Below are 25,080 nucleotides of genomic sequence, written 5' to 3'. Positions count from 1 at the left end.
TATGCACGAGAATCAACAACCACAAACCGAGGCTTTTGAGCTGAGTGAAGCAGAGCGTGCCGCCATTGAGCACGAGATGCACCACTACGAAGACCCGCGTGCGGCGTCCATTGAAGCGCTGAAAATCGTACAGAAACAGCGTGGTTGGGTGCCGGATGGCGCGATCTATGAGATTGCAAAAGTGCTGGGTATTCCGGCGAGTGACGTCGAAGGCGTGGCTACGTTCTACAGCCAGATCTTCCGTCAGCCGGTAGGCCGTCACGTGATCCGCTACTGCGACAGCGTGGTATGCCATATCACTGGTTATCAGGGCATTCAGGCTGCGATTGAGAAGAAGCTCAATATCAAGCCGGGCCAGACCACCTTTGACGGTCGTTTTACCCTGCTGCCAACCTGCTGCCTGGGTAACTGCGACAAGGGGCCGACCATGATGATTGATGAGGACACTCACAGTTATCTGACGCCGGAAGCCATTCCTGACCTGCTGGAGCAGTACAAATGAAAACTGTAATTCGTACTGCTGAGACGCATCCGCTGACCTGGCGTCTGCGTGATGACAAACAGCCGGTATGGCTCGAAGAGTACCAGAGCAAAAACGGCTATGCCGGGGCGCGTAAAGCCCTCTCCGGCATGGCGCCGGATGAGATCGTTAACGCGGTTAAAGACGCTGGCCTGAAAGGGCGCGGTGGCGCAGGCTTTTCCACCGGTCTGAAGTGGAGCCTGATGCCAAAAGACGAATCCATGAACATCCGTTACCTGCTGTGTAATGCCGATGAGATGGAGCCGGGCACCTATAAAGACCGCCTGCTGATGGAGCAGCTGCCGCACCTGCTGGTGGAAGGCATGCTGATCTCCGCCTTCGCCCTGAAAGCCTATCGCGGCTACATCTTCCTGCGCGGCGAGTACATCGAAGCGGCAGAGAACCTGCGTCGCGCGATTGCCGAGGCGACCGAAGCGGGCCTGCTTGGCAAAAACATTCTCGGCACCGGGTTTGATTTCGAGCTGTTCGTGCACACCGGGGCAGGGCGTTATATCTGCGGGGAAGAGACCGCGCTGATTAACTCTCTGGAAGGGCGTCGCGCCAACCCGCGCTCCAAGCCGCCATTCCCGGCGAGCTCAGGCGTATGGGGTAAACCGACCTGCGTGAACAACGTCGAAACCCTGTGTAACGTTCCGGCTATCCTCGCCAACGGCGTGGAGTGGTATCAGGGCATCTCCTCAAGTAAAGATGCCGGTACCAAGCTGATGGGCTTCTCCGGCCGCGTGAAAAACCCTGGCGTCTGGGAACTGCCGTTCGGCACCACCGCCCGTGAAATTCTTGAAGACTACGCCGGCGGTATGCGTGATGGCCTGAAATTCAAAGCCTGGCAGCCGGGTGGGGCAGGGACAGACTTCCTGACCGAAGCGCACCTTGACCTGCCGATGGAATTCGAAAGCATTGGTAAAGCAGGCAGCCGTCTGGGTACGGCGCTGGCGATGGCCGTCGACCACGAGATTGGCATGGTGTCGCTGGTGCGTAACCTGGAAGAGTTCTTTGCCCGCGAGTCCTGCGGCTGGTGTACGCCGTGCCGCGACGGTCTGCCGTGGAGCGTGAAGATCCTGCGTGCTATTGAGCGTGGCGAAGGCCAGCCTGGCGATATCGAGACACTTGAGCAACTGTGTCGATTCCTGGGCCCAGGTAAAACCTTCTGTGCGCATGCGCCAGGTGCGGTTGAGCCGCTGCAGAGCGCGATTAAGTATTTCCGCGACGAATTCGAAGCAGGCATCAAGCAGCCGTTCAGCAATACCCATTCAATCAATGGGATTCAGCCGAACCTGCTGAAAGCGCGCTGGTAAAAACAGAATTTTGATTAACGCTCGGTTTCGACCGAGACAACTGGAAGCATGCTAATGGCTACGATTCATGTAGACGGCAAAGAATATGAGGTCAACGGGGCGGACAACCTGCTGGAAGCTTGTCTGTCTCTCGGCCTTGATATTCCGTATTTTTGCTGGCATCCGGCGCTGGGGAGCGTCGGTGCTTGCCGCCAGTGTGCGGTGAAGCAATATCAAAACGCGGAAGACACGCGTGGTCGCCTGGTAATGTCCTGTATGACGCCAGCCGCCGAAGGTACCTTTATTTCTATCGACGATGCGGAAGCCAAAGAGTTCCGCGAAAGCGTGGTGGAGTGGTTGATGACCAACCACCCGCACGACTGTCCGGTCTGTGAAGAGGGCGGTAACTGCCACCTTCAGGATATGACCGTGATGACCGGGCACAGCTTCCGTCGTTACCGTTTCACCAAGCGTACCCACCGTAACCAGGATCTGGGGCCGTTCATCTCTCACGAAATGAACCGCTGCATCGCCTGCTACCGCTGCGTGCGTTACTACAAAGACTACGCGGATGGTCAGGATCTGGGCGTCTATGGCGCGCATGACAACGTCTACTTCGGTCGTCCGGAAGACGGTACGCTTGAGAGCGAATTCTCCGGTAACCTGGTAGAGATCTGCCCGACCGGCGTCTTCACCGATAAAACTCACTCCGAGCGTTACAACCGTAAGTGGGACATGCAGTTTGCGCCAAGCATCTGCCAGCAGTGTTCGCTGGGCTGTAACACCAGCCCGGGTGAACGTTACGGCGAACTGCGTCGTATCGAAAACCGTTACAACGGTACTGTTAACCACTACTTCCTCTGCGACCGCGGTCGTTTCGGCTATGGCTATGTGAACCTGAAAGACCGTCCGCGTCGTCCGGTTCAGCGCCGTGGCGATGACTTCATCACCCTGAACGCTGAACAGGCGATGCAGGGCGCGGCGGATATTCTGCGCCAGTCGAAGAAAGTGATCGGTATCGGCTCCCCGCGCGCCAGCATCGAAAGCAACTTCGCGCTGCGCGAGCTGGTGGGTGCGGATAACTTCTACACCGGTATCGCCCAGGGCGAGCAGGAACGTCTGCAGCTGGTGCTGAAAGTGCTGCGCGAAGGCGGTATCCATACCCCGGCGCTGCGCGAAATCGAATCCTATGATGCGGTACTGGTATTGGGCGAAGATTTGACCCAGACCGGCGCTCGCGCAGCCCTGGCGGTTCGTCAGGCGGTGAAAGGGAAAGCGCGTGAAATGGCAGCGGCACAGAAAGTGGCTGACTGGCAGATCGCGGCTATCCTCAACATCGGTCAGCGCGCGAAGCATCCGCTGTTCGTGACCAACGTTGATGACACCCGTCTCGACGACATCGCCGCCTGGACCTACCGCGCGCCGGTGGAAGATCAGGCCCGTCTCGGCTTTGCTATTGCTAACGGCCTGGACAGCAGTGCCCCGGCCGTTGAGCTGGATCGCGATCTGCAGAACAAAGTTGACGTTATCGTGCAGGCGCTGGCCGGTGCGAAGAAACCCCTGATTATCTCCGGTACCAACGCCGGCAGCAGCGAGATCATTGAAGCGGCAGCGAACGTGGCCAAAGCGCTGAAAGGCCGTGGCGCCGACGTTGGCGTAACCATGATTGCCCGTGCGGTAAACAGCATTGGTCTGGGTATGATCGGCGGCGGCTCTCTGGAAGAGGCGCTGAGTGAACTGGAATCTGGCTCTGCGGATGCCGTTGTCGTACTTGAAAACGATCTTCACCGCCATGCTTCTGCCGCACGCGTAGATGCTGCGCTCTCTAAGGCGCCGCTGGTGATGGTTATCGACCATCAGCGCACCGCCATTATGGACAAAGCGCACCTGGTGCTCTCTGCGGCAAGCTTCGCGGAAAGCGACGGGACGGTGATTAACAACGAAGGCCGCGCCCAGCGCTTCTTCCAAGTTTATGACCCGGCCTACTACGACAATACCACCCTGATGCTGGAAAGCTGGCGCTGGCTGCACTCCCTGCACAGCACCGTGCTGAGCCGTGAGGTGGACTGGACGCAGCTCGACCACGTGATCGACGCCGTTATTGAAAAGCTGCCGCAGCTGGCAGGCATCAAAGATGCGGCGCCGGAAGCGAGCTTCCGTATTCGCGGCCAGAAACTGGCGCGTGAACCGCATCGCTACAGTGGCCGTACTGCAATGCGCGCCAATATCAGCGTACACGAACCGCGTCAGCCGCAGGATAAAGACACCATGTTCGCCTTCTCGATGGAAGGGAACAACCAGCCGTCTGCGCCACGTTCGCAGATCCCATTCGCATGGGCGCCAGGCTGGAACTCCCCGCAGGCATGGAACAAGTTCCAGGCTGAAGTGGGTGGTTCTCTGCGCCACGGCGATCCGGGCGTACGCCTGATTGAAGCCAGCGAAACCGGTCTGGCGTTCTTCTCCACCGTTCCGGCACGCTTCCAGGCAGAAGAGGGTAACTGGCGTATTGCGCCGTACTACCATCTGTTTGGTAGCGACGAGCTGTCACAGCGTTCCCCGGTCTTCCAGACCCGCATGCCGCAGCCTTACATCAAGCTCAACCCGGCAGACGCCGCGAAGCTTGGCGTCAACGCGGGCGCGAACATCAGCTTTAGCTATGAAGGCCAGACAATCAGCCTGCCGCTGATTATCTCTGAAGGTCTGACAGCAGGGCAGGTGGGTCTGCCGATGGGTATGCCTGGCATCGCCCCGGTGCTGGCCGGCGCGCGTCTTGATAACCTGCAGGAGGCAAAAGCATGAGTTGGTTAACGCCGGATCTTATCGATATCCTGCTGAGCATCCTGAAAGCGGTTGTTATCCTGCTGGTGGTGGTCACCTGCGGTGCGTTCATGAGCTTTGGTGAACGTCGTCTGCTCGGTCTGTTCCAGAACCGTTACGGACCGAACCGCGTGGGCTGGGGTGGTTCACTCCAGCTGGTCGCGGACATGATCAAGATGTTCTTCAAAGAGGACTGGATCCCGCGCTTCTCGGATCGCGTGATCTTTACTCTGGCACCGATGATCGCCTTTACCTCGCTGCTGCTGGCGTTTGCTATCGTTCCGGTCAGCCCGACCTGGGTGGTCGCTGATTTGAACATCGGCATTCTGTTCTTCCTGATGATGGCAGGTCTCGCGGTTTACGCGGTACTGTTTGCAGGCTGGTCCAGTAACAACAAATACTCCCTGCTGGGTGCGATGCGTGCGTCTGCGCAGACGCTCAGCTACGAAGTGTTCCTGGGTCTCTCCCTGATGGGCGTGGTGGCGCAGGCCGGTTCATTCAACATGACCGACATCGTCAACAACCAGGCCGACATCTGGAACGTTATCCCGCAGTTCTTTGGTTTTGTTACCTTTGCTATCGCCGGTGTGGCAGTGTGTCACCGCCACCCGTTTGACCAGCCAGAAGCCGAGCAGGAACTGGCTGACGGTTACCACATTGAATATTCCGGTATGAAGTTCGGTCTGTTTTTCGTGGGCGAGTACATCGGTATCGTCACCATTTCCGCATTGATGGTCACGCTGTTCTTTGGTGGCTGGCATGGCCCGTTCTTACCGCCGTTCATCTGGTTCGCGCTGAAAACCGCGTTCTTCATGATGATGTTCATTTTGATTCGCGCTGCATTACCACGTCCGCGTTATGACCAGGTAATGTCCTTCGGCTGGAAAGTGTGCCTGCCGCTGACGCTCGTCAACTTGTTGGTAACGGCGGCTGTCATTCTTTGGCAGCAGCCATAAGGGGCTTTGAGATCATGACCTTAAAAGAATTATTGGTAGGTTTCGGCACCCAGGTACGCAGTATCTGGATGATCGGCCTGCACGCGTTTTCTAAACGCGAAACCCGGATGTATCCGGAAGAACCGGTATATCTGCCGCCGCGCTACCGTGGCCGTATCGTGCTGACGCGCGATCCGGACGGTTCGGAGCGCTGCGTTGCCTGTAACCTGTGTGCGGTAGCCTGTCCGGTAGGCTGTATCTCTCTGCAGAAAGCAGAGACGGTGGACGGTCGCTGGTACCCTGAGTTCTTCCGCATTAACTTCTCACGCTGCATCTTCTGCGGCCTGTGTGAAGAAGCGTGCCCGACCACGGCGATTCAGTTGACCCCCGATTTCGAACTGGGTGAATTCAAACGTCAGGATCTGGTGTACGAGAAAGAGGATCTGCTGATTTCCGGTCCGGGCAAATACCCGGAATATAACTTCTACCGGATGGCGGGTATGGCAATCGACGGCAAAGATAAGGGCGAAGCAGAGAACGAAGCCAAGCCTATCGACGTCAAGAGCCTGTTACCGTAAGGAGAGGGGCAATGGAATTCGCTTTTTATATCTGTGGCCTGATCGCCATCCTGGCTACGCTGCGAGTGATTACGCACACCAACCCGGTGCATGCGCTGCTCTATTTAATCATTTCGCTGCTGGCTATTTCCGGGGTGTTCTTTGCGCTGGGCGCACACTTTGCCGGTGCGCTTGAAATCATCGTTTACGCCGGGGCCATCATGGTTCTGTTCGTCTTCGTGGTGATGATGCTGAACCTGGGCGGCTCTGAGATCGAGCAGGAACGTCAGTGGCTGCAACCGCAGGTGTGGATTGGCCCGGCAATTCTGTCGGCCATCATGCTGGCGGTGATCGTTTACGCCATTCTGGGTGTGAACGACCAGGGTATCGACGGCACGCCAATCAGCGCCAAAGCGGTGGGTGTCACCCTGTTTGGGCCATACGTACTGGCGGTGGAACTGGCCTCGATGCTGCTGCTGGCAGGCCTGGTCGTTGCTTTCCACGTGGGTCGCGAAGAGCGCATGGGTGAAGTGCTGAGCAACCGTAAGGACGACAGCGCGAAAAGAAAAACGGAGGATCACGCATGATCCCTTTACAACACGGACTGATCCTCGCCGCGATTTTATTCGTGCTGGGCTTAACCGGTCTGGTTATCCGCCGCAATCTGCTGTTTATGCTGATTGGCCTGGAGATCATGATCAACGCTTCCGCGCTGGCCTTTGTGGTTGCCGGTAGCTACTGGGGCCAGACCGATGGTCAGGTGATGTACATTCTCGCTATCAGCCTCGCGGCTGCGGAAGCGAGTATTGGCCTGGCGCTGTTGCTGCAGCTCCATCGTCGCCGCCAGAACCTGAACATCGATTCAGTAAGTGAGTTGCGTGGATGAACATGCTTGCCTTAACCATTATTTTTCCGCTGATTGGCTTCCTGCTGCTGTCGTTCTCACGCGGCCGCTGGTCTGAGAATCTCTCTGCGACCATCGGCATGGGCTCTGTGGGCCTGGCCGCACTGGTCACAGCGTATGCGGGGATCGACTTCTTTAATAACGGACGTCAGGCTTTCAGCGTTCCACTCTGGACCTGGATGTCGGTGGGTGATTTCAACATCGGTTTTAATCTGGTGCTGGATGGCCTCTCTCTGACCATGCTCTCCGTGGTCACCGGTGTCGGCTTCCTGATCCATATGTTCGCCTCCTGGTATATGCGCGGTGAAGAGGGTTACTCCCGCTTCTTCGCCTACACCAACCTGTTTATCGCCAGCATGGTGGTACTGGTGCTGGCGGATAACCTGCTGCTGATGTACCTCGGCTGGGAAGGGGTGGGTCTCTGCTCTTACCTGCTGATCGGGTTCTACTACACCGATCCGAAGAATGGCGCAGCGGCCATGAAAGCGTTCGTTGTGACCCGTGTGGGTGACGTCTTCCTCGCCTTCGCGCTGTTCATTCTCTACAACGAGCTGGGCACGCTGAACTTCCGCGAGATGGTGGAACTGGCACCGGCGCACTTCGAAGCCGGCAACAATATGCTGTGGTGGGCAACCCTGATGCTGCTGGGTGGCGCTGTGGGTAAATCTGCACAGCTGCCGTTGCAGACCTGGCTTGCCGACGCGATGGCGGGTCCAACCCCTGTCTCCGCGCTGATCCACGCCGCCACCATGGTGACCGCCGGTGTTTACCTGATTGCGCGTACCCATGGCCTGTTCCTGATGACTCCGGAAATTCTGCATCTGGTGGGTATCGTCGGTGCGGTGACGCTGGTGCTGGCAGGCTTTGCCGCGCTGGTCCAGACCGACATCAAACGCGTTCTCGCTTACTCCACCATGAGCCAGATTGGCTATATGTTCCTGGCGCTGGGCGTACAGGCGTGGGACGCGGCGATTTTCCATCTGATGACGCACGCGTTCTTTAAAGCGCTGCTGTTCCTCTCGTCCGGTTCGGTGATCCTGGCCTGCCACCACGAGCAGAACATCTTCAAAATGGGCGGACTGCGTAAGTCCATCCCGCTGGTTTACGTCTGCTTCCTGGTGGGCGGCGCGGCGTTGGCGGCACTGCCGCTGATCACCGCGGGCTTCTTCAGTAAGGACGAAATCCTGGCGGGGGCCATGGCGAACGGGCATATCAATCTGATGGTTGCGGGTCTGGTCGGTGCGTTTATGACCTCCCTGTATACCTTCCGTATGATTTTCATCGTCTTCCACGGTAAAGAACAAATTCACGCTCACGCAGGGAAGGGGATTACCCACCACCTGCCGCTGATTGTGCTGCTGGTACTCTCCACCTTCGTTGGCGCGATGATTGTGCCACCGCTGCAGGGCGTACTGCCAGACACCACCGAGCTTGAGCACGGTCGCGTTCTGACGCTTGAAATCACCTCCGGTGTGGTCGCTATCGCGGGTATCCTGATTGCGGCATGGCTGTGGCTGGGCAAACGTACCCTGGTCACCTCGGTTGCCAACAGTGCGCCGGGCCGTCTGCTGGGCACCTGGTGGTATAACGCGTGGGGCTTCGACTGGCTGTACGACATGATCTTCGTGAAACCGTTCCTCGGCATTGCGTGGCTTATCAAACGCGATCCGCTGAACGCGGTAATGAACATCCCGGCCATCCTTTCCCGCCTGGCAGGTAAAGGCCTGCTGTTCAGCGAGAACGGGTATCTGCGCTGGTATGTAGCGTCCATGAGCATCGGCGCGGTTGTGGTGCTGGCGCTGCTGATGGTATTGCGTTGATCGTTAAGTGAATTTTATTCGAATTCGTTGAAAATCAGGCCCCTTCTGGGGGCCTTAAAAAGGAATGCAAATCGCCATGTTACTACCCTGGCTAATATTAATTCCCTTTATCGGTGGGTTCCTGTGCTGGCAGACCGAACGCTTTGGCGTGAAGATGCCGCGCTGGATTGCGCTGATCACCATGGGATTGACGCTCGCGCTCGGTCTGCAACTCTGGTTGCAGGGCGGCTATTCACTGACCCAGTCTGCGGGCATTCCGCAGTGGCAGTCTGAATTTATTCTGCCGTGGATCCCGCGTTTCGGTATCACCATCCATCTGGCGATTGATGGTCTGTCGCTGCTGATGGTGGTGCTGACCGGTCTGCTCGGCGTTCTGGCGGTGCTTTGCTCCTGGCGAGAAATCGAAAAATACCAAGGCTTCTTCCACCTGAACCTGATGTGGATCCTGGGCGGCGTGATCGGCGTGTTCCTTGCCATCGACATGTTCCTCTTCTTCTTCTTCTGGGAGATGATGCTGGTGCCGATGTACTTCCTGATCGCGCTGTGGGGCCATAAGGCATCCGACGGTAAAACGCGTATCACGGCGGCCACCAAGTTCTTCATCTATACCCAGGCGAGTGGTCTGGTGATGTTGATTGCCATCCTGGCGCTGGTCTTCGTGCACTACAACGCGACCGGCGTCTGGACCTTCAACTATCAGGACCTGCTGAAGACCCCAATGTCCCACGGCGTAGAATACCTGCTGATGCTGGGCTTCTTCATTGCGTTTGCGGTGAAGATGCCGGTGGTGCCGCTGCACGGCTGGCTGCCAGATGCGCACTCCCAGGCACCAACGGCGGGTTCCGTTGACCTGGCGGGTATCCTGCTGAAAACCGCGGCCTACGGTCTGCTGCGTTTCGCGCTGCCGCTGTTCCCGAATGCCTCCGCAGAGTTTGCGCCGATTGCCATGTGGCTCGGTGTGATCGGTATCTTCTACGGTGCCTGGATGGCCTTCACGCAGTACGACATCAAGCGTCTGATTGCCTACACCTCCGTTTCCCACATGGGCTTCGTGCTGATTGCTATCTACACCGGCAGCCAGCTGGCCTACCAGGGCGCGGTGATCCAGATGATTGCCCACGGTCTCTCCGCAGCCGGTCTCTTCATCCTGTGTGGTCAGCTGTACGAACGTCTGCACACCCGTGACATGCGTCAGATGGGTGGTCTGTGGAGCAAAATTAAGTGGCTGCCAGCGATGTCGATGTTCTTCGCGGTTGCCACGCTGGGGATGCCGGGGACCGGTAACTTCGTTGGCGAATTTATGATCCTGTTCGGCAGCTTCAAGGTGGTACCGATGATTACCGTCATCTCCACCTTCGGTCTGGTGTTCGCCTCCGTTTACTCGCTGGCGATGCTGCACCGCGCTTACTTCGGTAAAGCGAAGAGTGAGATCGCTGCCAAAGAACTGCCGGGGATGTCGCTGCGCGAGCTGTTCATCATCCTGCTGCTGGTCGTACTGCTGGTGCTGCTGGGCTTCTTCCCGCAGCCGATTCTGGATACCTCGCACTCCGCGATGGGTAATATCCAGCAGTGGTTTGTTAATTCTGCTTCTACTACAAGGCCGTAAATCGCCATGACAATAACTCCACAACAACTGATTGCGCTGCTACCGCTGCTGATCGTCGGATTGACGGTGGTGGTTGTGATGCTCTCCATTGCGTGGCGACGCAATCACTTCCTGAATGCCACGCTGGCGGTTCTGGGTCTGAACGCTGCGTTAGTCTCCCTCTGGTTTGTTGGCCAGGCGGGGGCGATGGACGTCACGCCGCTGATGCGCGTTGATGGCTTCGCCATGCTCTACACCGGGCTGGTGCTGTTAGCCAGTCTGGCGACCTGCACCTTTGCCTACCCGTGGCTGGAAGGGTACAACGACAACAGAGAAGAGTTTTACCTGCTGGTTCTGATTGCGGCCCTGGGCGGCATTCTGCTGGCGAATGCCAACCATCTGGCGGCGCTGTTCCTCGGTATTGAGCTGATCTCGCTGCCGCTGTTCGGCCTGATTGGTTATGCCTTCCGCCAGAAGCGCTCTCTGGAAGCGAGTATCAAGTATACGATCCTGTCTGCTGCTGCTTCGTCCTTCCTGCTGTTTGGTATTGCGCTGCTCTACGCTCAGTCCGGTAACCTCTCATTTGAAGCGCTCGGCAAGAGCCTCGGCGACGGCATGCTGCATGAGCCGCTGCTGCTGGCGGGTCTGGGCATGATGATTGTTGGCCTCGGCTTTAAACTCTCTCTGGTGCCGTTCCACCTGTGGACGCCAGACGTCTACCAGGGTGCGCCAGCGCCGGTATCCACCTTCCTGGCGACGGCGAGCAAGATCGCTATCTTCGGGGTGGTGATGCGTCTGTTCCTCTACGCCCCGGTGGGTGACAGCGAAGCGGTTCGCGTAGTGCTGGGCGTGATCGCCTTTGTCTCCATCATCTTCGGTAACCTGATGGCGCTGAGCCAGACCAACATCAAGCGTCTGCTCGGTTACTCCTCCATCTCCCACCTCGGCTATCTGATGGTGGCGCTGATTGCCCTGCAGAGCGGTCAGATGTCCATGGAGACCGTGGGTGTCTACCTGGCCGGTTACCTGTTCAGCAGCCTCGGCGCCTTCGGCGTGGTGAGCCTGATGTCCAGCCCGTACCGTGGCCCGGATGCCGACTCGCTCTTCTCCTACCGTGGTCTGTTCTGGCACCGTCCGATCCTCTCCGCGGTGATGACCGTGATGATGCTCTCGCTGGCAGGTATCCCGATGACGCTCGGCTTTATCGGGAAGTTCTATGTGCTGGCAGTGGGTGTGCAGGCCGGTCTGTGGTGGCTGACGGCGGGTGTCGTTATCGGCTCCGCGATTGGTCTCTACTACTACCTGCGCGTTGCCGTGAGCCTCTACCTGAGTGCGCCTCAGCAGCTCAACCGCGATGCGCCAGGCAACTGGCAGTACAGCGCCGGCGGTATTGTGGTGCTCATCTCCGCGCTGCTGGTGCTGATCTTCGGTATCTATCCGCAGCCGCTGATCACCATCGTGCAGCATGCGATGCCGCTGATGTAAAAATGGCAGAAAAAAAAACCCGCTTCGGCGGGTTTTTTTATTGCCGGGTGGCGCTGCGCTTACCCGGCCTACAAAACCGTAGGCCCGTGCAAGCGAAGCGCCGCCGGGCTTAAGCCAGCTGCTTACGGCTAATCAGCGGCCCGTCGATTTTCTTGTTGGCGCGCTCCAGCACCTCTTCAATCACCGATGACAGCTCGTTCAGCTCGAACTTCGCCACGTATCCATCGGCTTTCACCTTGCGGATATGATCTTCGTTGGCGTTACCGGACAGGGAAGAGTGGATCACCACCGGAATATCCTTCAGGATGGCGTCGGTTTTGATTTTGCGCGTCAGGGTAAAGCCATCCATCTCCGGCATCTCAAGGTCGGTCAGCACCAGCGAGATCTTATCGGTAATGGGCACCCCTTCCGCCTGGGCCTGCGCGGCCAGCACGCCGATCTTCTCCCAGGCCTCTTTGCCGGTGATATGCAGCTGCGCCGGGATCTGCATCGCCTGCAGCCCTTTTTCCAGCATTGAGCGCGCCACTTTGGAGTCTTCTGCCACAATCGCCACCGCACCCGGCTTGATATTGAATTTGGTGATTTTCAGATCGGTAGCATGCAGGTCGTGGTTAGCCGGAGTGATGTCATAGAGGATCTGCTCAACGTCCAGCACCATCGCCAGATCGTTGGTATCCGTCTTCTCATCCAGACAGGCGATACTGGTGATATAGCGTCCGCTGACCGCGGTTTCCGCCGCATGCACCTGCTTCCAGTCCAGGCGCATGATATTTTCGACCGACTCCACGGCAAACGCCTGGACGCTACGGGCATACTCGGTGATCAGCAAAATGTTCAGCCCCGTCGTTGGCTTGCAGCCTGCCACCGCGGCCAGGTCGATAACCGGGATCACCTGATCGCGAATATTAACCATACCCATCAGGGGCGACTTCATCCCCGCCGGTTTGGTGAACGAGGGCATGGGCACAATCTCGCGAAGCTTAAAGACGTTGATGCCGAACAGCTCAGATTTGTTTTCATTCATTGAGCGGCCAAGACGAAACAGCAGCAGCTCAAATCGGTTCGACAGAGTAAGATTTGCCCTGTCATCAATGTCTTTCTGGAAGTTATCCATGTTTGCCCCTCAGTGAAAAATACCGGCCTGATAGGGTTATCGGCAGTTTCGGGGAAAACCAGAGCATTAAACGCGCACGGTAGCAAAATCTTCTGCCAGCTCGCTGGCAGCAAAGATGGCGCAACACTCCGCCAGCAGCATGGCGCAGCCTTCGGCGTCGTAACGGGAGCTGACGTGGGTGACGATCAGTTTTTTTACCTGCGCGTCGCGGGCAAGCCTGGCCGCCTGATGCGTGGAGCTGTGGCCGCGGCTATTGGCTTTCTCCTCCATCGCTACCTCCAGGGTGGCCTCATGCACCAGCAGATCGACGCCCTGAGCCAGCGCAAGGGCGTTGTCGCAGGGGGCGGTATCCCCGAAGAGGGCCAGCTTCTTACCCGGACGGGGCGGGGAGAGATACGCCGCGCCATTGATGGTTCGGCCATCTTCCAGGGTGACGCTTTCGCCGCGTTTTAGCTGCTGAAACAGCGGGCCGAAGGGCACTCCCGCGGCAATCAGCGCGGCACCGTCCAGCGCGCCGGGTTTATCCCGCTCTTCAATGCGAAAACCGTAACACTCCACGGGGTGATTGAGCGCCGCGGCGGTCACCGTGTAGGCATCATCTTTGAACACCACGCCCGGTTTGATCTCAATAATCTCGAGGGGATAATCCGTCCACGAGCCGCTGATCCGCAGGCTGGTTTCAACAAACTCCCGGATACCGGGCGGGCCGTAAATGGTCAGCGGCTGGATATTGCCTGCCATCGAGCGGCTGCAGAGCAGCCCCGGCAGGCCAAAAAGGTGGTCCCCGTGCAGGTGAGTAATGAAAATTTTATCCAGCTTGCCGGGATGCGCGGCGGTGCGCAGCAGCTGGTGCTGCGTGCCTTCGCCGCAGTCAAACATCCACAGCCCGCCGCGGGTGGGGTGCTGGAGATCCAGCAAAATTGAGGTGACGTTGCGCGTACGGGTCGGTACGCCAGCGGATGTTCCTAAAAAAAACAGCTCCATAATGCACTCAGCCTCTGCACCGGGGATGAAAAGTCATTAGTATAACGGCTCCCCTCACGATAAGGAGACCCCAATGATCCAGTGGCAAGATCTGCACCATAGCGAGCTGTCCGTTCCTGTGCTTTACGCCTTACTTCAACTGCGCTGTGAGGTGTTTGTCGTTGAGCAAACCTGCCCCTATCAGGACATTGACGGCGAAGACCTGGTGGGGGAGAACCGCCATATCCTCGGCTGGAAAGATAACCGGCTGGTGGCGTATGCGAGGATTCTGAAAAGTGACGACGATTTCTCCCCCGTTGTGATTGGCCGCGTGATTATCAGCCGCGAGGTGCGGGGCGAGAAGCTGGGCTATGCCCTGATGGAGCACGCGCTGCGTTCCTGCGAAAATAACTGGCCCGACAAGGCGTTATACCTCGGGGCGCAGGCGCATCTGCACACTTTTTATGCCCGTTTTGGCTTTGTGCAGGTGACGGATATCTACGACGAAGATGGCATTCCGCACGTGGGTATGGCAAAAGAGGTACAACAAGCGTAGCAGGCGGAATCGTCAAGCATTGTCTATAGTTACGGAACTGATGCAACCACATGGAGAACACTATGTCTTATCAATCATCGGATAACCATGTAGATGACGATCTGACCCTGCTGAGTGAAACCCTGGAGGAGGTCTTACGCTCTTCCGGCGATCCGGCCGATCAGAAATACATTGAGCTAAAAGCGCGTGCTGAGCAGGCTCTGCATGATGTGAAAACGCGCGTGGGTCATGCGTCCGATCAATACTATTACAAGGCCAAAAAAGCGGTCTATCGTGCGGATGATTATGTCCGTGAAAAGCCGTGGCAGGGGATTGGCGTAGGCGCCGCCGCCGGCCTGGTGTTGGGTATTTTACTCGCCCGCCGTTAACAACACAGCACGAACGCTTCTCCCTGCCAACTCGGGGTACTGCTTTTTCTGTTTAGTACCCCTTATAATGTGAGGTTTTTGAGCTGGGAGAAGTTCGCGTGCACTCGATTTCAACCGCGCTGAAAGGCCTTTGCCAACAATTAGCTGACGATTTTCCCGATACCCCAGGCCTGCATTATCTCGATGTCTCCTTTGCCCTCAACGACGCGTTTGATCCGCTCGGCTGGCTGAATGCCCAGCACATCTACCCGCAGTTCTACTGGCAGCAGCGCAATGGCGACGAAGAGTATGCTGCTCTCGGAGCGATAACGCATTTCTCCTCGTTATCCGTTGCCCGTCAGTTTTTAAAGCGTTATCCACACGCACCCGACCTGAGAGTGGTGGGCGTTAATGCCTTCGATCCAAAGCAGGGCAGCCTGTTCCTGCCGCGCCTTTTGTGGCAGCGCTTCGGCGGGACCGCAACGTTGCGCCTGGTGCTCTGGAGCGACACCTCCCTGAAAGCGGAGGCCCAGCGCGCGCGGGAGTTTATGCAGACTTTGGCGGAGAGCCAGCCTGTCGCCCCGGTCACGCAGGCGGTGGTGAGCGAAACGCATCTCCCTGACCGGGCCGGCTGGCTTCAGCTGATTACCCGGGCGACAGAGGCTATCGGCCGGGGGGCATTCGATAAAGTGGTGCTGGCCCGGGCGACAGATTTGCAGTTTAACGAGGCGGTAAACCCCGCCGCGCTGATGGCGGCCAGCCGGCAGGTCAACTTCCAGTGCTATCACTTCTTTATGCGCCCTGATGCCAGCCGGGCGTTTCTCGGCTCATCGCCGGAACGGCTGTGGCGGCGGCGCGGTTTGCTGCTGCGCACCGAAGCGCTGGCCGGTACCGTTGCCAGCCATCCGGACGATGCCCATGCCGCACGGCTGGGTAACTGGCTGATGACCGACGATAAAAACCAGCGGGAAAATATGCTGGTGGTTGAGGACATCTGCCAGCGCCTGCAGCGGGAAAACGGGGTGCTTGATGTCCTCCCGCCGCAAATCGTGCGCTTGCGGAAGGTTCAGCATTTACGCCGCTGCATCTGGACCGCGCTGCAACAGCCGGACGATGAACAGTGCCTGCTGCGCCTGCAGCCTACCGCGGCCGTTGCCGGTCTGCCGCGCCAGGCGGCGTGGGATTTCATCGCCCACAATGAACCCTTCGACCGGGAGTGGTATGCCGGTTCCGCCGGGTATCTCTCGTTAGCACAAAGCGAGTTCTGCGTGGCGCTGCGTTCGGCAAGCGTTGAGGAGAGCTGTGTTCGCCTGTATGCCGGGGCGGGGATCGTCAGCGGTTCTGACCCCGATCAGGAGTGGCAGGAGATTGAAAATAAAGCAGCCGGGCTGCGCTCTCTGCTCCTAAAGGATTAATACTGAGTCATACATTCCCGATTCATATCAAAATTACATCTTTCTCTATTATTTATACTACGTCGCAATATTGATACCGGACAATTCCATGTCAGTGAGTTCCTTTAACCGGCGCTGGGCGGCGGTGATCCTTGAAGCCCTGACCCGCCATGGCGTCAGGCATGTTTGCATTGCGCCCGGCTCGCGCTCAACGCCGTTGACCCTGGCCGCCGCCGAAAACCGCGCCTTTATTCATCACACCCATTTTGATGAGCGCGGTCTCGGCCATCTGGCGCTGGGGCTGGCAAAAGCCAGCCATGAGCCGGTGGCGGTGATTGTGACCTCCGGCACGGCGGTGGCTAACCTCTATCCCGCATTGATCGAAGCCGGTCTGACCGGTGAAAAACTGGTGCTGCTGACGGCAGATCGTCCTCCGGAGCTGATCGACTGCGGCGCCAATCAGGCCATTCGCCAGTCGGGGATTTTTGCCACCCATCCGACAGAAACCCTGTCGCTGCCGCGTCCGACCCGCGATATTCCCGCCCGCTGGCTGGTTTCGACGGTGGATAACGCCCTGGGCGGACTGCGTGCCGGGGCGCTGCACATCAACTGTCCGTTTGCCGAGCCGCTGTATGGCGAAATGGATGATACCGATCTTGAGTGGCAGCAGGCGCTGGGCGACTGGTGGCAGAGCGATAAACCCTGGCTGCGCGCTCCGGCGGCGCTTTCAAGCCCCCAACAGCGCGACTGGTTCTTCTGGCGGCAGAAACGCGGTGTGGTCATCGCGGGCAGGATGAGCGCCGAGGAAGGCAAGCAGGTAGCGCAGTGGGCGCAACGGCTTGGCTGGCCGCTGATTGGCGACGTGCTCTCCCAGACCGGCCAGCCGCTGCCGTGCGCGGATCTCTGGCTCGGCAACGCCAGAGCCGTGACCGAACTGGAGCAGGCGCAGATTGTGGTGCAGCTTGGCGGCAGCCTGACGGGTAAACGTCTTCTGCAGTGGCAGGCCACCTGCAGGCCGGAAGAGTACTGGCTGGTCGATTCCCGCGAAGGGCGGCTGGATCCCGCGCACCATCGTGGCCGTCGGCTGGTATCCAGCGTGGCCGAGTGGCTGGAGCTGCATCCGGCGGAAAAACGTGCCCCCTGGGCAACCGACATTCCTGAACTCTCTCGCCAGGCCTGGGAACTGACGGCGCAACACAGCGACGCATTCGGTGAAGCGCAGCTGGCCCACCGCATCCATCGCTATCTGCCCGAACAGGGGCAGTTGTTTGTGGGCAACAGCCTGGTGGTGCGTCTGATTGACGCTTTCTCCCGCCTGCCGGCGGGCTACCCGGTATTCAGTAACCGTGGCGCCAGCGGTATCGACGGGCTGATTTCAACCGCAGCAGGGGTTCAGCGCGCGAATGCCCGTTCGACGCTGGCGATCGTCGGCGATCTCTCGGCGCTGTACGATCTGAACGCGCTGGCGCTGCTTCGTCAGGCTTCGGCGCCCTTTGTGCTGCTGGTGATCAACAACAATGGCGGCCAGATATTCTCCCTGTTGCCGACGCCGCAGAGCGAACGGGAACGCTTTTATCTGATGCCGCAGAACGTGCAGTTTGAACATGCGGCGGCGATGTTCAGCCTCAAGTATCAGCGCCCGGAAAACTGGGCGGAGCTGGAGAGCGCGCTCAGCACGGCGTGGAGCAAACCCGGCACCACGCTAATCGAGGTGGTGGTAAACGACAGCGACGGGGCGCAGATGCTGCAAAACCTGCTGGCGCAGGTAAGCCATCTATGATCCTCGCGGGAACTCAGCGTAAAGGTCAGCCGGATAAGCCCTGGCTGGTTTTCCTGCACGGTTTTTCCGGCGATTGCCGCGAATGGCAGGTGTCAGGGGAGCGCCTGAGCGATTATTCCCGCCTCTATCTCGATCTGCCGGGACACGGAGAGTCGGCCTCCATTGTGGTGAGTGATTTCCATCATCTCAGCAACTTGCTCAATCGCACCCTGATTAGTTACAACATACTAAATTACTGGCTGGTGGGGTACTCCCTCGGCGGCCGCATTGCGATGTATCACGCCTGCCAGCGGCCCCCGGGGCTACAGGGGCTGATTGTGGAGGGGGCGCATCCGGGGTTGAGCGATGAACACGCGCGCGCGCGCCGTCGCGCCTCCGATGCGCAGTGGGCGGCACGCTTGCGCCATGAACCTCTGGCGTCGGTGTTTGCCGACTGGTATCAGCAGCCGGTATTTGCCTCGCTAACCCCCGCGCAGCGCGAACAGCTTGTCGCCCTGCGTAGCCAGAATAATGGTCCAGCTCTGGCCGCCATGCTCCAGGCGACGTCGCTTGCCGAACAAGCCGATTTACGCCCTGAGCTCGCCTCGTGCGCACTTCCTTTTTTCTATCTCTATGGCGAACAGGACCCTAAGTTTCGGGATATTGCCCGGCAGCTTACCGCCACCCGCCATGAAATTCCTCACGCCGGACATAACGCCCATCGGGAAAACCCCGCTGCGGTGGCTGAGCGTCTGGCCCAGATACTCCTTCTTTCAATTAAGGACACTCTATGATCTACCCTGATGAAAACATGCTCTATGCACCGGTGGAATGGCTGGACTGCTCCGAAGGCTATACCGACATTCGCTACCACAAGTCCACTGACGGCATCGCCAAAATCACCATTAACCGTCCAGAGGTGCGTAACGCGTTTCGCCCGTTAACCGTCAAAGAGATGATTCAGGCCCTGGCGGATGCGCGCTATGACGACAACATCGGCGTTATCGTCCTGACCGGGGAAGGTGAAAAAGCGTTCTGCTCCGGTGGCGATCAGAAAGTACGCGGTGACTACGGCGGATACCAGGACGATGCGGGTACCCATCACCTGAACGTGCTCGACTTCCAGCGTCAGATCCGCACCTCCCCGAAACCGGTTGTCGCAATGGTGGCGGGCTACTCCATCGGCGGTGGTCACGTGCTGCATATGATGTGCGATCTGACCATTGCCGCAGAGAACGCCATCTTCGGCCAGACCGGACCGAAAGTCGGCTCCTTCGACGGCGGCTGGGGTGCCTCTTATATGGCGCGCATTGTCGGTCAGAAAAAGGCGCGTGAAATCTGGTTCCTCTGCCGCCAGTATAACGCTCAGGAAGCACTGGATATGGGCCTGGTGAACACCGTGGTGCCGATTGCCGACCTCGAAAAAGAGACCGTGCGTTGGTGTCGTGAAATGCTGCAGAACAGTCCGATGGCGCTGCGCTGCCTGAAAGCGGCCCTGAACGCCGACTGCGACGGCCAGGCCGGTCTGCAAGAGCTGGCGGGTAACGCCACCATGCTCTTCTACATGACTGAAGAGGGTCAGGAAGGACGCAACGCGTTTAACGAGAAGCGCCAGCCGGACTTCAGCAAATACAAACGGAACCCGTAATGCGCAGCGCGCAGGTTTACCGCTGGCAGATACCGATGGACGCGGGCGTGGTGCTGCGTGAACGGCGGTTAAAAACCCGTGATGGCTTCTTCGTGCAACTGCAGCAGGGCGAAGGGCAGGGCTGGGGCGAGATTTCGCCTCTGCCGGGCTTTAGCCTGGAGTCGCTGGAGGAGGCGCAGGCTGCGCTGGTGGCATGGGTAGAGGAATGGCGTACAGGCCTGAATCCGCCGCTGCCCGACGTTCCTTCCGCCGCGTTCGGCATCAGTTGTGCGCTCGCGGAGCTCGACGGCAGCCTCCCTGATGAGGCCGATTACCGTGCCGCGCCGCTCTGTACCGGCGATCCGGATGAGCTGTTTGCACTGCTCAGCGCTATGCCCGGCGAGAAAGTGGCGAAAATCAAAGTCGGTCTTTACGAAGCGGTACGCGACGGCATGGTCGCTAACCTCTTGCTGGAGGCAATCCCCGATCTGCGCCTGCGTCTGGATGCCAACCGCGCCTGGACGCCGCTTAAGGCGCAGCAGTTCGCGAAGTACGTCAATCCGGCGTACCGCAGCCGCATCGCTTTTCTGGAAGAGCCGTGCAAAACCCGTGAGGATTCACGCGGCTTTGCCCGCGAAACCGGCATAGCCATCGCCTGGGACGAAAGCCTGCGCGAGGCGGACTTTGCCTTTACCGCCGAGCCGGGCGTCAGCGCCGTGGTCATAAAACCGACGCTAACGGGCAGTCTGGCGAAGGTGCGTGCCCAGGTGACGGCAGCGCATAGCGCAGGACTGACGGCGGTGATCAGCTCCTCCATCGAATCCAGCCTTGGGCTGACGCAGCTGGCGCGTATTGCCGCCTGGTTAACGCCCGACACCATCCCGGGGCTGGATACGTTAAACCTGATGCAAACCCAGCTTATTCGCCCGTGGCCGGGTAGCGCCCTGCCGTGCGCGGGCGTTGAGGCCCTGGAGCCGTTGCAATGAGTTTTAGTGACTGGCCGTGGCGGCACTGGCGCGAGCAGCGTGCTGATAAACCGGCTCTGCGTCTCAACGACGAGGTGCTGAGCTGGCAACAGCTCTGCACCCGCATCGACAATCTGGCTGCAGGGTTCCATCAGCAGGGCGTGGAGGCGGGGGACGGTGTGCTGCTGCTTGCCCATAATCATCCGCAGACTCTGCTCGCATGGCTGGCGCTGCTCCAGTGCGGCGCGCGTATTCTTCCCGTTAACCCTCAGCTCCCGCGCCCGCTGCTGGAGGTATTGCTTCTGCAAATGACGCTGCGTTTTGCGCTGGTGCTGGACGGTCACTATGACGGACTCGCCGCGCTTGGCATGCATGCACAGTCTGGCGAATACAGCGTGGCATGGCAGCCTGAGCGGCTGGCCTCAATGACGCTCACCTCCGGCTCTACCGGGCTGCCGAAAGCGGCCGTTCATACCTGCGGGGCGCATCTTGCCAGCGCTGAGGGTGTCCTCGCGCTGATGCCCTACGGCGAGGATGACGACTGGCTGCTTTCGCTGCCGCTGTTTCATGTCTCCGGGCAGGGGATCTTATGGCGCTGGCTGCAGGCCGGCGCGCGCTTAACCGTGCGCGAGAAGCAGCCGCTGGAGCAGGCCTTGCAGGGGTGTACCCATGCCTCGCTGGTGCCAACCCAGCTCTGGCGTCTGCTTAATACACACCAGCACATCGCGCTGAAAGCGGTACTCCTGGGCGGGGCCGCCATCCCCGTTGAGTTGACGCAACAGGCGCGCGCGCAGGGTATTTCTACGTTTTGTGGCTACGGCCTGACGGAGTTTGCCTCTACCGTCTGCGCGAAAGAGGCTGACGGTGAGCCGGACGTGGGCTGCGCATTGCCGGGCAGGGAGGTGCAGGTTGTTAACGGTGAAGTGTGGATCAGGGCGCAAAGCATGGCTTCAGGCTACTGGCGCGACGGCGCGCTGCTGCCGCTCACAAATTCTGAGGGCTGGTTTGCCACCCGCGATCGCGGGGAGCTGCATGAGGGTCGCCTGACGATCCTCGGTCGGATGGATAACCTCTTTTTCAGCGGAGGCGAGGGCATTCAGCCGGAGAGCCTTGAGCGGATTATCGCGACCCATCCGCACATCAGCCAGGTCTTTATTGTCCCGCTGAATGACGCCGAATTTGGTCAGCGTCCGGTGGCGGTAGTGGAGTGTGAACCGGGAACGGATTTCACCCGCTTCCCGGAGTGGGTACAGGGCAAAATGGCGCGATTTGAGCAGCCCGTGCACTGGCTGGTGCTGCCAGCAGAACTAAAAAATGGCGGGATTAAGATCTCCCGCCAGGCGTTAACACAGTGGGTGAATGCCCAACTGTCAGGGTAATTAGCCGATATCGGGCTGCGGCTTACGCTGACGGCGGCGAAACAGGCGCAGCACCGGCGGTACGACCACCACCACAATCGCCAGCGTCAGCAGGATCTTCGCCACGTTGCTGTCCCACAGAATGGAGACATTACCATTGCTGATGGACAGAGCGCGGCGCAGGTTCTGCTCCAGCATCTCACCCAGCACAAACCCTAAAATCAGCGGCGACATCGGGAAGTGCATTTTACGCAAGATGTAGCCGAACACCCCCAGCACCACCATCAGAATCAGGTCGAAGGTGGTGCTGTGTACTGCATACACCCCCACCGCCGAGACGGCCGCGATCGCGGGGACCAGGAACCACAGCGGAATGGTCAACATACGGGTGAACAGGCCAATCAGCGGGATGTTCATCACCAGCAGCATGACGTTAGCAATCAGCAGCGCCGCAATCAGACCCCAGACGATGTCCGGCTGTTCGGTAAACATCGCCGGTCCTGGGGTGATATTGTAGAGCGTCAGCGCCCCCATCATCACCGCCGTGGTACCGGAGCCGGGTACGCCGAGCGTCAGCATGGGAATAAACGAGCCGCAGGCCGAGGCATTGTTGGCCGCCTCAGGTGCGGCGACGCCGCGAATATCGCCTTTGCCAAAGCTGTCGCTGTTGCCGCTGAGCTTTTTCTCCGTCATGTAGGTGATGGCGCTGGCGATGGTTGCTCCGGCACCCGGCAGAATGCCGACAAAGAAACCAATCACCCCTGAACGCAGCGTAGTACCGATACACTGCGCGCCCTCTTTGGCGTTAAAGAGCATCCGGCCGGTTTTACGCACCAGCGTCTGCCCGCTGCTGGTATGTTCCAGCATCAGTAAGATCTCAGAGACAGAGAACAGACCAATCACGACCACGATAAACTGCACGCCGTCGGAGAGGTGAACGCTGTCGAAGGTAAAACGATAGACCCCGGTGTTGGCATCCACGCCGACGGTGGCTAACCCTAAGCCAATCAGCGCAGACAAAAACGATTTCAGTGGGTTTTGCGCCATCATGCTGCCGAGACAGGCAATGGCGAAGACCATCAGGGCAAAATACTCTGCCGGACCAAACGCCAGCGACCACTGGGCCAGCGCAGGCGCAAACAGAATGATGCCGCCAATGGCAATCAGCGAGCCAAAGAACGAACTGACGGCGGAAATAGACAGCGCCACGCCGCCGCGCCCCTGCCGCGCCATCGGGTAACCATCCAGCGCGGTCATAATGGCCGCCGCATCCCCGGGCACGTTGAGCAGTATTGACGAGATACGGCCGCCATATTCACAGCCGATGTAGACCGTCGCCAGCAGGATCAGCGCCGATTCCGCAGGCAGATGCAGGGCAAACGCCAGCGGGAGCAAAATAGCGACCCCGTTGATGGGCCCAAGTCCGGGCAGCAGACCGACGATCGTCCCGACGAAGCAGCCGATCAGGGCGATCACCAGGTTTTCCGGGGTCATCGCCACGGCGAACCCCTGTGAGAGGTAAATCCAGGTATCCATAGCGTGCTCCGTTAATTAAGCCAGGCGCCAAGCGGCAGCGTCACATCCAGCAGGCGGTCAAAGGCGTACCACAGGAAAATGCCCATCACCACACCCGAGATCCCCGCCGCAGGGAGGCTGGCGTTAAACAGCATGCCGATCACCATCGTCAGGATGGCGGTCGCCACCGGGAAGCCGAGCCATTCAAAGCCCCAGGCATACATCAGCAGCACAATGACCATCACCAACAGCCGCTGCAAAATGCGTCTGGGCGGCCACTCTACGGTATCCGGATGGCGTAACAGCATAGCCACCGAGCAAAGCAGCATCAGGCCGACAATGCCCATTGGAAAGGGGCGTGGCCCCACGGGTTCATAGCTGTATTCGCTGTGGATCTGCCAGGCGACGAACATCCCGCCAATGCAGAGCAACAACCAGATCCCGGCAAAAATGCGATCGCTCATAGCGCCTCCGGTTATTTGGCCAGGCCAAACGCTTTTGCCTTCTCGCGGTAGTCATTCACCTGTTTTTTGACATACTCGTCCAGCTGCTTACCGTTCAGGTTGAACTCAAACAGCCCGCGCAGATCGCGCTGCTTTTTAAATTCGTCTGTCTGCTGCAGTTTGTTAAAGTTGTCGACCCACCACTGGTATTCGGCATCGGTCACTTTTGGCCCGACAAAGAAGCCGCGGATAATCGGCCAGACGAGGTCATAACCCTGCTCTTTTGCAGTCGGCACGTTTGCCAGCTGTCCGGGCAGACGGTTTTCGGAGAAGACCGCCAGCACGCGGATTTTATCCCCGTTCAGGTAGGGCACCATTTCACTGAGGTCACCGGAAACTGCCTGCACGTGGTTGCCCATCAGCGCCGTCACTGGTTCACCGCCGCCCTCAAACGCCACGTAACGCATTTTGTGCGGATCCACTTTCGCCTGCTGCGCCAGCAGGGCGGCTTTCATCCAGTCCTGGCTGCCGATGGAGGCGCCTGCACCAATCACCACGCTGTTAGGGTCTTTTTCCATGGCGGTGAGCAAATCTTTCAGGGATTTCCACGGGGAATCTGCGCGCACGGCGATCATGCCGTAGTCGGTACCGACGGTGGCCAGCCAGCGCACGTCATCCACGCCGTAGCGGCCAAACTTGCCCTGGGAAAGGTTCAGCAGCGAGCCGCCGGAGAAGGCGACCACCGTGCCGGCTTCCGCCGGTCGTTGCGCGACGATCGCGTTATAGGCCACCGCGCCCACGCCGCCTGGCATGTAGGTTACACGCATCGGTTTTTCAATGGCCTTCGTCTCCAGCAGGCTGACCTGAATCAGCTTGCAGGTGAGATCAAAACCGCCGCCCGGTTTGGCCGGGGCGATACATTCGGTGCGGGACGGGGCGTCCTGGGCCTGGACAACAGAGGCACTCAACATTAATACGCTTGCAGCAACCGTTGAAAGTAATTGTTTTTTCATCGTTTATCCTCACGCCGGCGATCCGGGGGTACGGGTACGGGTTTTTTTCTGATTATGTGAACCACCTTGTAGCGGTTCCGTTGCGTGATTGTTAAAACAATAACCTTT

Annotated in this window: 23 protein-coding genes; 18 read left to right on the top strand and 5 right to left on the bottom strand. The window is 58.9% G+C overall.

Features of this window, described 5'->3' with window-relative positions; translation table 11 throughout:
- Window position 1 precedes the first annotated feature (1 nt).
- The 10 genes from nuoE (at window position 2) to nuoN (ending at window position 11,918) form a co-directional block, all read left to right on the top strand.
- Entirely contained in the window at window positions 2–502 is a 501-nt protein-coding gene (gene nuoE, locus GNG29_RS15790) for an NADH-quinone oxidoreductase subunit NuoE (RefSeq protein WP_014170998.1), read from the top strand.
- Window positions 499–1,836: an NADH-quinone oxidoreductase subunit NuoF gene (nuoF, locus tag GNG29_RS15785; RefSeq protein WP_103180470.1), complete on the top strand. Its 1,338-nt coding sequence runs from the start codon at window positions 499–501 to the stop codon at window positions 1,834–1,836. Before nuoE ends, nuoF begins: the two co-directional genes overlap by 4 nt.
- A gap of 54 nt (window positions 1,837–1,890) precedes the next feature.
- Window positions 1,891–4,614 carry an NADH-quinone oxidoreductase subunit NuoG gene (gene nuoG, locus GNG29_RS15780; protein WP_139156354.1) on the top strand — a complete coding sequence of 908 codons (2,724 nt, stop codon included), beginning with the start codon at window positions 1,891–1,893 and terminating at the stop codon, window positions 4,612–4,614.
- On the top strand, window positions 4,611–5,588 hold the full coding sequence (nuoH, locus tag GNG29_RS15775; RefSeq protein WP_039030977.1) for an NADH-quinone oxidoreductase subunit NuoH: 978 nt from the start codon (window positions 4,611–4,613) through the stop codon (window positions 5,586–5,588). The genes nuoG and nuoH overlap by 4 nt, the downstream gene beginning before the upstream one ends.
- Before the next feature lie 14 nt (window positions 5,589–5,602).
- Window positions 5,603–6,145, top strand: a complete 543-nt coding sequence (nuoI, locus tag GNG29_RS15770; RefSeq protein WP_103180465.1) for an NADH-quinone oxidoreductase subunit NuoI — start codon at window positions 5,603–5,605, stop codon at window positions 6,143–6,145.
- A gap of 11 nt (window positions 6,146–6,156) precedes the next feature.
- Window positions 6,157–6,711 (top strand): NADH-quinone oxidoreductase subunit J, encoded by a 555-nt coding sequence (nuoJ, locus tag GNG29_RS15765; protein WP_103180463.1) that lies wholly within the window; start codon window positions 6,157–6,159, stop codon window positions 6,709–6,711.
- A complete protein-coding gene (gene nuoK / locus GNG29_RS15760; protein WP_049841347.1) occupies window positions 6,708–7,010 on the top strand; it encodes an NADH-quinone oxidoreductase subunit NuoK in 303 nt (100 codons plus the stop codon). The genes nuoJ and nuoK overlap by 4 nt, the downstream gene beginning before the upstream one ends.
- Entirely contained in the window at window positions 7,007–8,848 is a 1,842-nt protein-coding gene (gene nuoL / locus GNG29_RS15755) for an NADH-quinone oxidoreductase subunit L (protein ID WP_156654951.1), read from the top strand. Before nuoK ends, nuoL begins: the two co-directional genes overlap by 4 nt.
- Before the next feature lie 76 nt (window positions 8,849–8,924).
- On the top strand, window positions 8,925–10,454 hold the full coding sequence (nuoM, locus tag GNG29_RS15750) for an NADH-quinone oxidoreductase subunit M (protein ID WP_156654950.1): 1,530 nt from the start codon (window positions 8,925–8,927) through the stop codon (window positions 10,452–10,454).
- Window positions 10,455–10,460: 6 nt separating this feature from the next.
- Window positions 10,461–11,918 (top strand): NADH-quinone oxidoreductase subunit NuoN, encoded by a 1,458-nt coding sequence (nuoN, locus tag GNG29_RS15745; protein WP_103180457.1) that lies wholly within the window; start codon window positions 10,461–10,463, stop codon window positions 11,916–11,918.
- Between the two features lie 109 nt (window positions 11,919–12,027).
- On the opposite strand, the gene GNG29_RS15740 is transcribed toward nuoN, so the two are convergent.
- Together GNG29_RS15740 and rnz are read right to left on the bottom strand one after the other, a co-directional pair.
- Window positions 12,028–13,032: a chemotaxis protein gene (locus GNG29_RS15740; RefSeq protein ID WP_103180456.1), complete on the bottom strand. Its 1,005-nt coding sequence runs from the start codon at window positions 13,030–13,032 to the stop codon at window positions 12,028–12,030.
- Window positions 13,033–13,098: 66 nt separating this feature from the next.
- Complete coding sequence (gene rnz / locus GNG29_RS15735) at window positions 13,099–14,016, bottom strand: ribonuclease Z (RefSeq protein WP_103180454.1); 918 nt, start codon at window positions 14,014–14,016, stop codon at window positions 13,099–13,101.
- Window positions 14,017–14,089: 73 nt separating this feature from the next.
- On the opposite strand from rnz, the gene GNG29_RS15730 reads away from it, so the two are divergent.
- The 8 genes from GNG29_RS15730 (at window position 14,090) to menE (ending at window position 22,022) form a co-directional block, all read left to right on the top strand.
- Window positions 14,090–14,551 carry a GNAT family N-acetyltransferase gene (locus GNG29_RS15730; protein WP_103180452.1) on the top strand — a complete coding sequence of 154 codons (462 nt, stop codon included), beginning with the start codon at window positions 14,090–14,092 and terminating at the stop codon, window positions 14,549–14,551.
- Between the two features lie 62 nt (window positions 14,552–14,613).
- Window positions 14,614–14,919 (top strand): stress response protein ElaB, encoded by a 306-nt coding sequence (gene elaB, locus GNG29_RS15725; RefSeq protein ID WP_103180450.1) that lies wholly within the window; start codon window positions 14,614–14,616, stop codon window positions 14,917–14,919.
- Between the two features lie 98 nt (window positions 14,920–15,017).
- Window positions 15,018–16,313, top strand: a complete 1,296-nt coding sequence (menF, locus tag GNG29_RS15720) for an isochorismate synthase MenF (RefSeq protein WP_156654948.1) — start codon at window positions 15,018–15,020, stop codon at window positions 16,311–16,313.
- Between the two features lie 88 nt (window positions 16,314–16,401).
- A complete protein-coding gene (menD, locus tag GNG29_RS15715) occupies window positions 16,402–18,072 on the top strand; it encodes a 2-succinyl-5-enolpyruvyl-6-hydroxy-3-cyclohexene-1-carboxylic-acid synthase (RefSeq protein ID WP_103180447.1) in 1,671 nt (556 codons plus the stop codon).
- On the top strand, window positions 18,069–18,845 hold the full coding sequence (menH, locus tag GNG29_RS15710) for a 2-succinyl-6-hydroxy-2,4-cyclohexadiene-1-carboxylate synthase (RefSeq protein WP_156654947.1): 777 nt from the start codon (window positions 18,069–18,071) through the stop codon (window positions 18,843–18,845). The genes menD and menH overlap by 4 nt, the downstream gene beginning before the upstream one ends.
- Window positions 18,842–19,699 (top strand): 1,4-dihydroxy-2-naphthoyl-CoA synthase, encoded by an 858-nt coding sequence (gene menB / locus GNG29_RS15705; protein ID WP_156654946.1) that lies wholly within the window; start codon window positions 18,842–18,844, stop codon window positions 19,697–19,699. Before menH ends, menB begins: the two co-directional genes overlap by 4 nt.
- On the top strand, window positions 19,699–20,664 hold the full coding sequence (menC, locus tag GNG29_RS15700) for an o-succinylbenzoate synthase (protein ID WP_156654945.1): 966 nt from the start codon (window positions 19,699–19,701) through the stop codon (window positions 20,662–20,664). The genes menB and menC overlap by 1 nt, the downstream gene beginning before the upstream one ends.
- Window positions 20,661–22,022: an o-succinylbenzoate--CoA ligase gene (gene menE, locus GNG29_RS15695; RefSeq protein WP_156654944.1), complete on the top strand. Its 1,362-nt coding sequence runs from the start codon at window positions 20,661–20,663 to the stop codon at window positions 22,020–22,022. The genes menC and menE overlap by 4 nt, the downstream gene beginning before the upstream one ends.
- Here menE and GNG29_RS15690 read toward each other — a convergent pair whose 3' ends face one another.
- From GNG29_RS15690 to GNG29_RS15680, 3 genes are read right to left on the bottom strand one after another with little or no spacing between them, the layout of a single operon-like run.
- Entirely contained in the window at window positions 22,023–23,537 is a 1,515-nt protein-coding gene (locus tag GNG29_RS15690) for a tripartite tricarboxylate transporter permease (RefSeq protein ID WP_103180438.1), read from the bottom strand.
- Between the two features lie 11 nt (window positions 23,538–23,548).
- Window positions 23,549–23,980, bottom strand: coding sequence for a tripartite tricarboxylate transporter TctB family protein (locus GNG29_RS15685; protein ID WP_103180436.1), 432 nt, complete (start codon window positions 23,978–23,980; stop codon window positions 23,549–23,551).
- Between the two features lie 11 nt (window positions 23,981–23,991).
- Entirely contained in the window at window positions 23,992–24,972 is a 981-nt protein-coding gene (locus GNG29_RS15680; RefSeq protein ID WP_114314389.1) for a tripartite tricarboxylate transporter substrate binding protein, read from the bottom strand.
- Window positions 24,973–25,080 lie beyond the last annotated feature (108 nt).

The sequence above is a fragment of the Leclercia sp. Colony189 genome (assembly GCF_009740165.1).
In the GTDB taxonomy this organism is placed as follows: Bacteria; Pseudomonadota; Gammaproteobacteria; order Enterobacterales; family Enterobacteriaceae; genus Enterobacter.
Note: the sequence above shows the minus strand (reverse complement) of the source record. Positions and strands in the feature narration are given on the sequence as shown.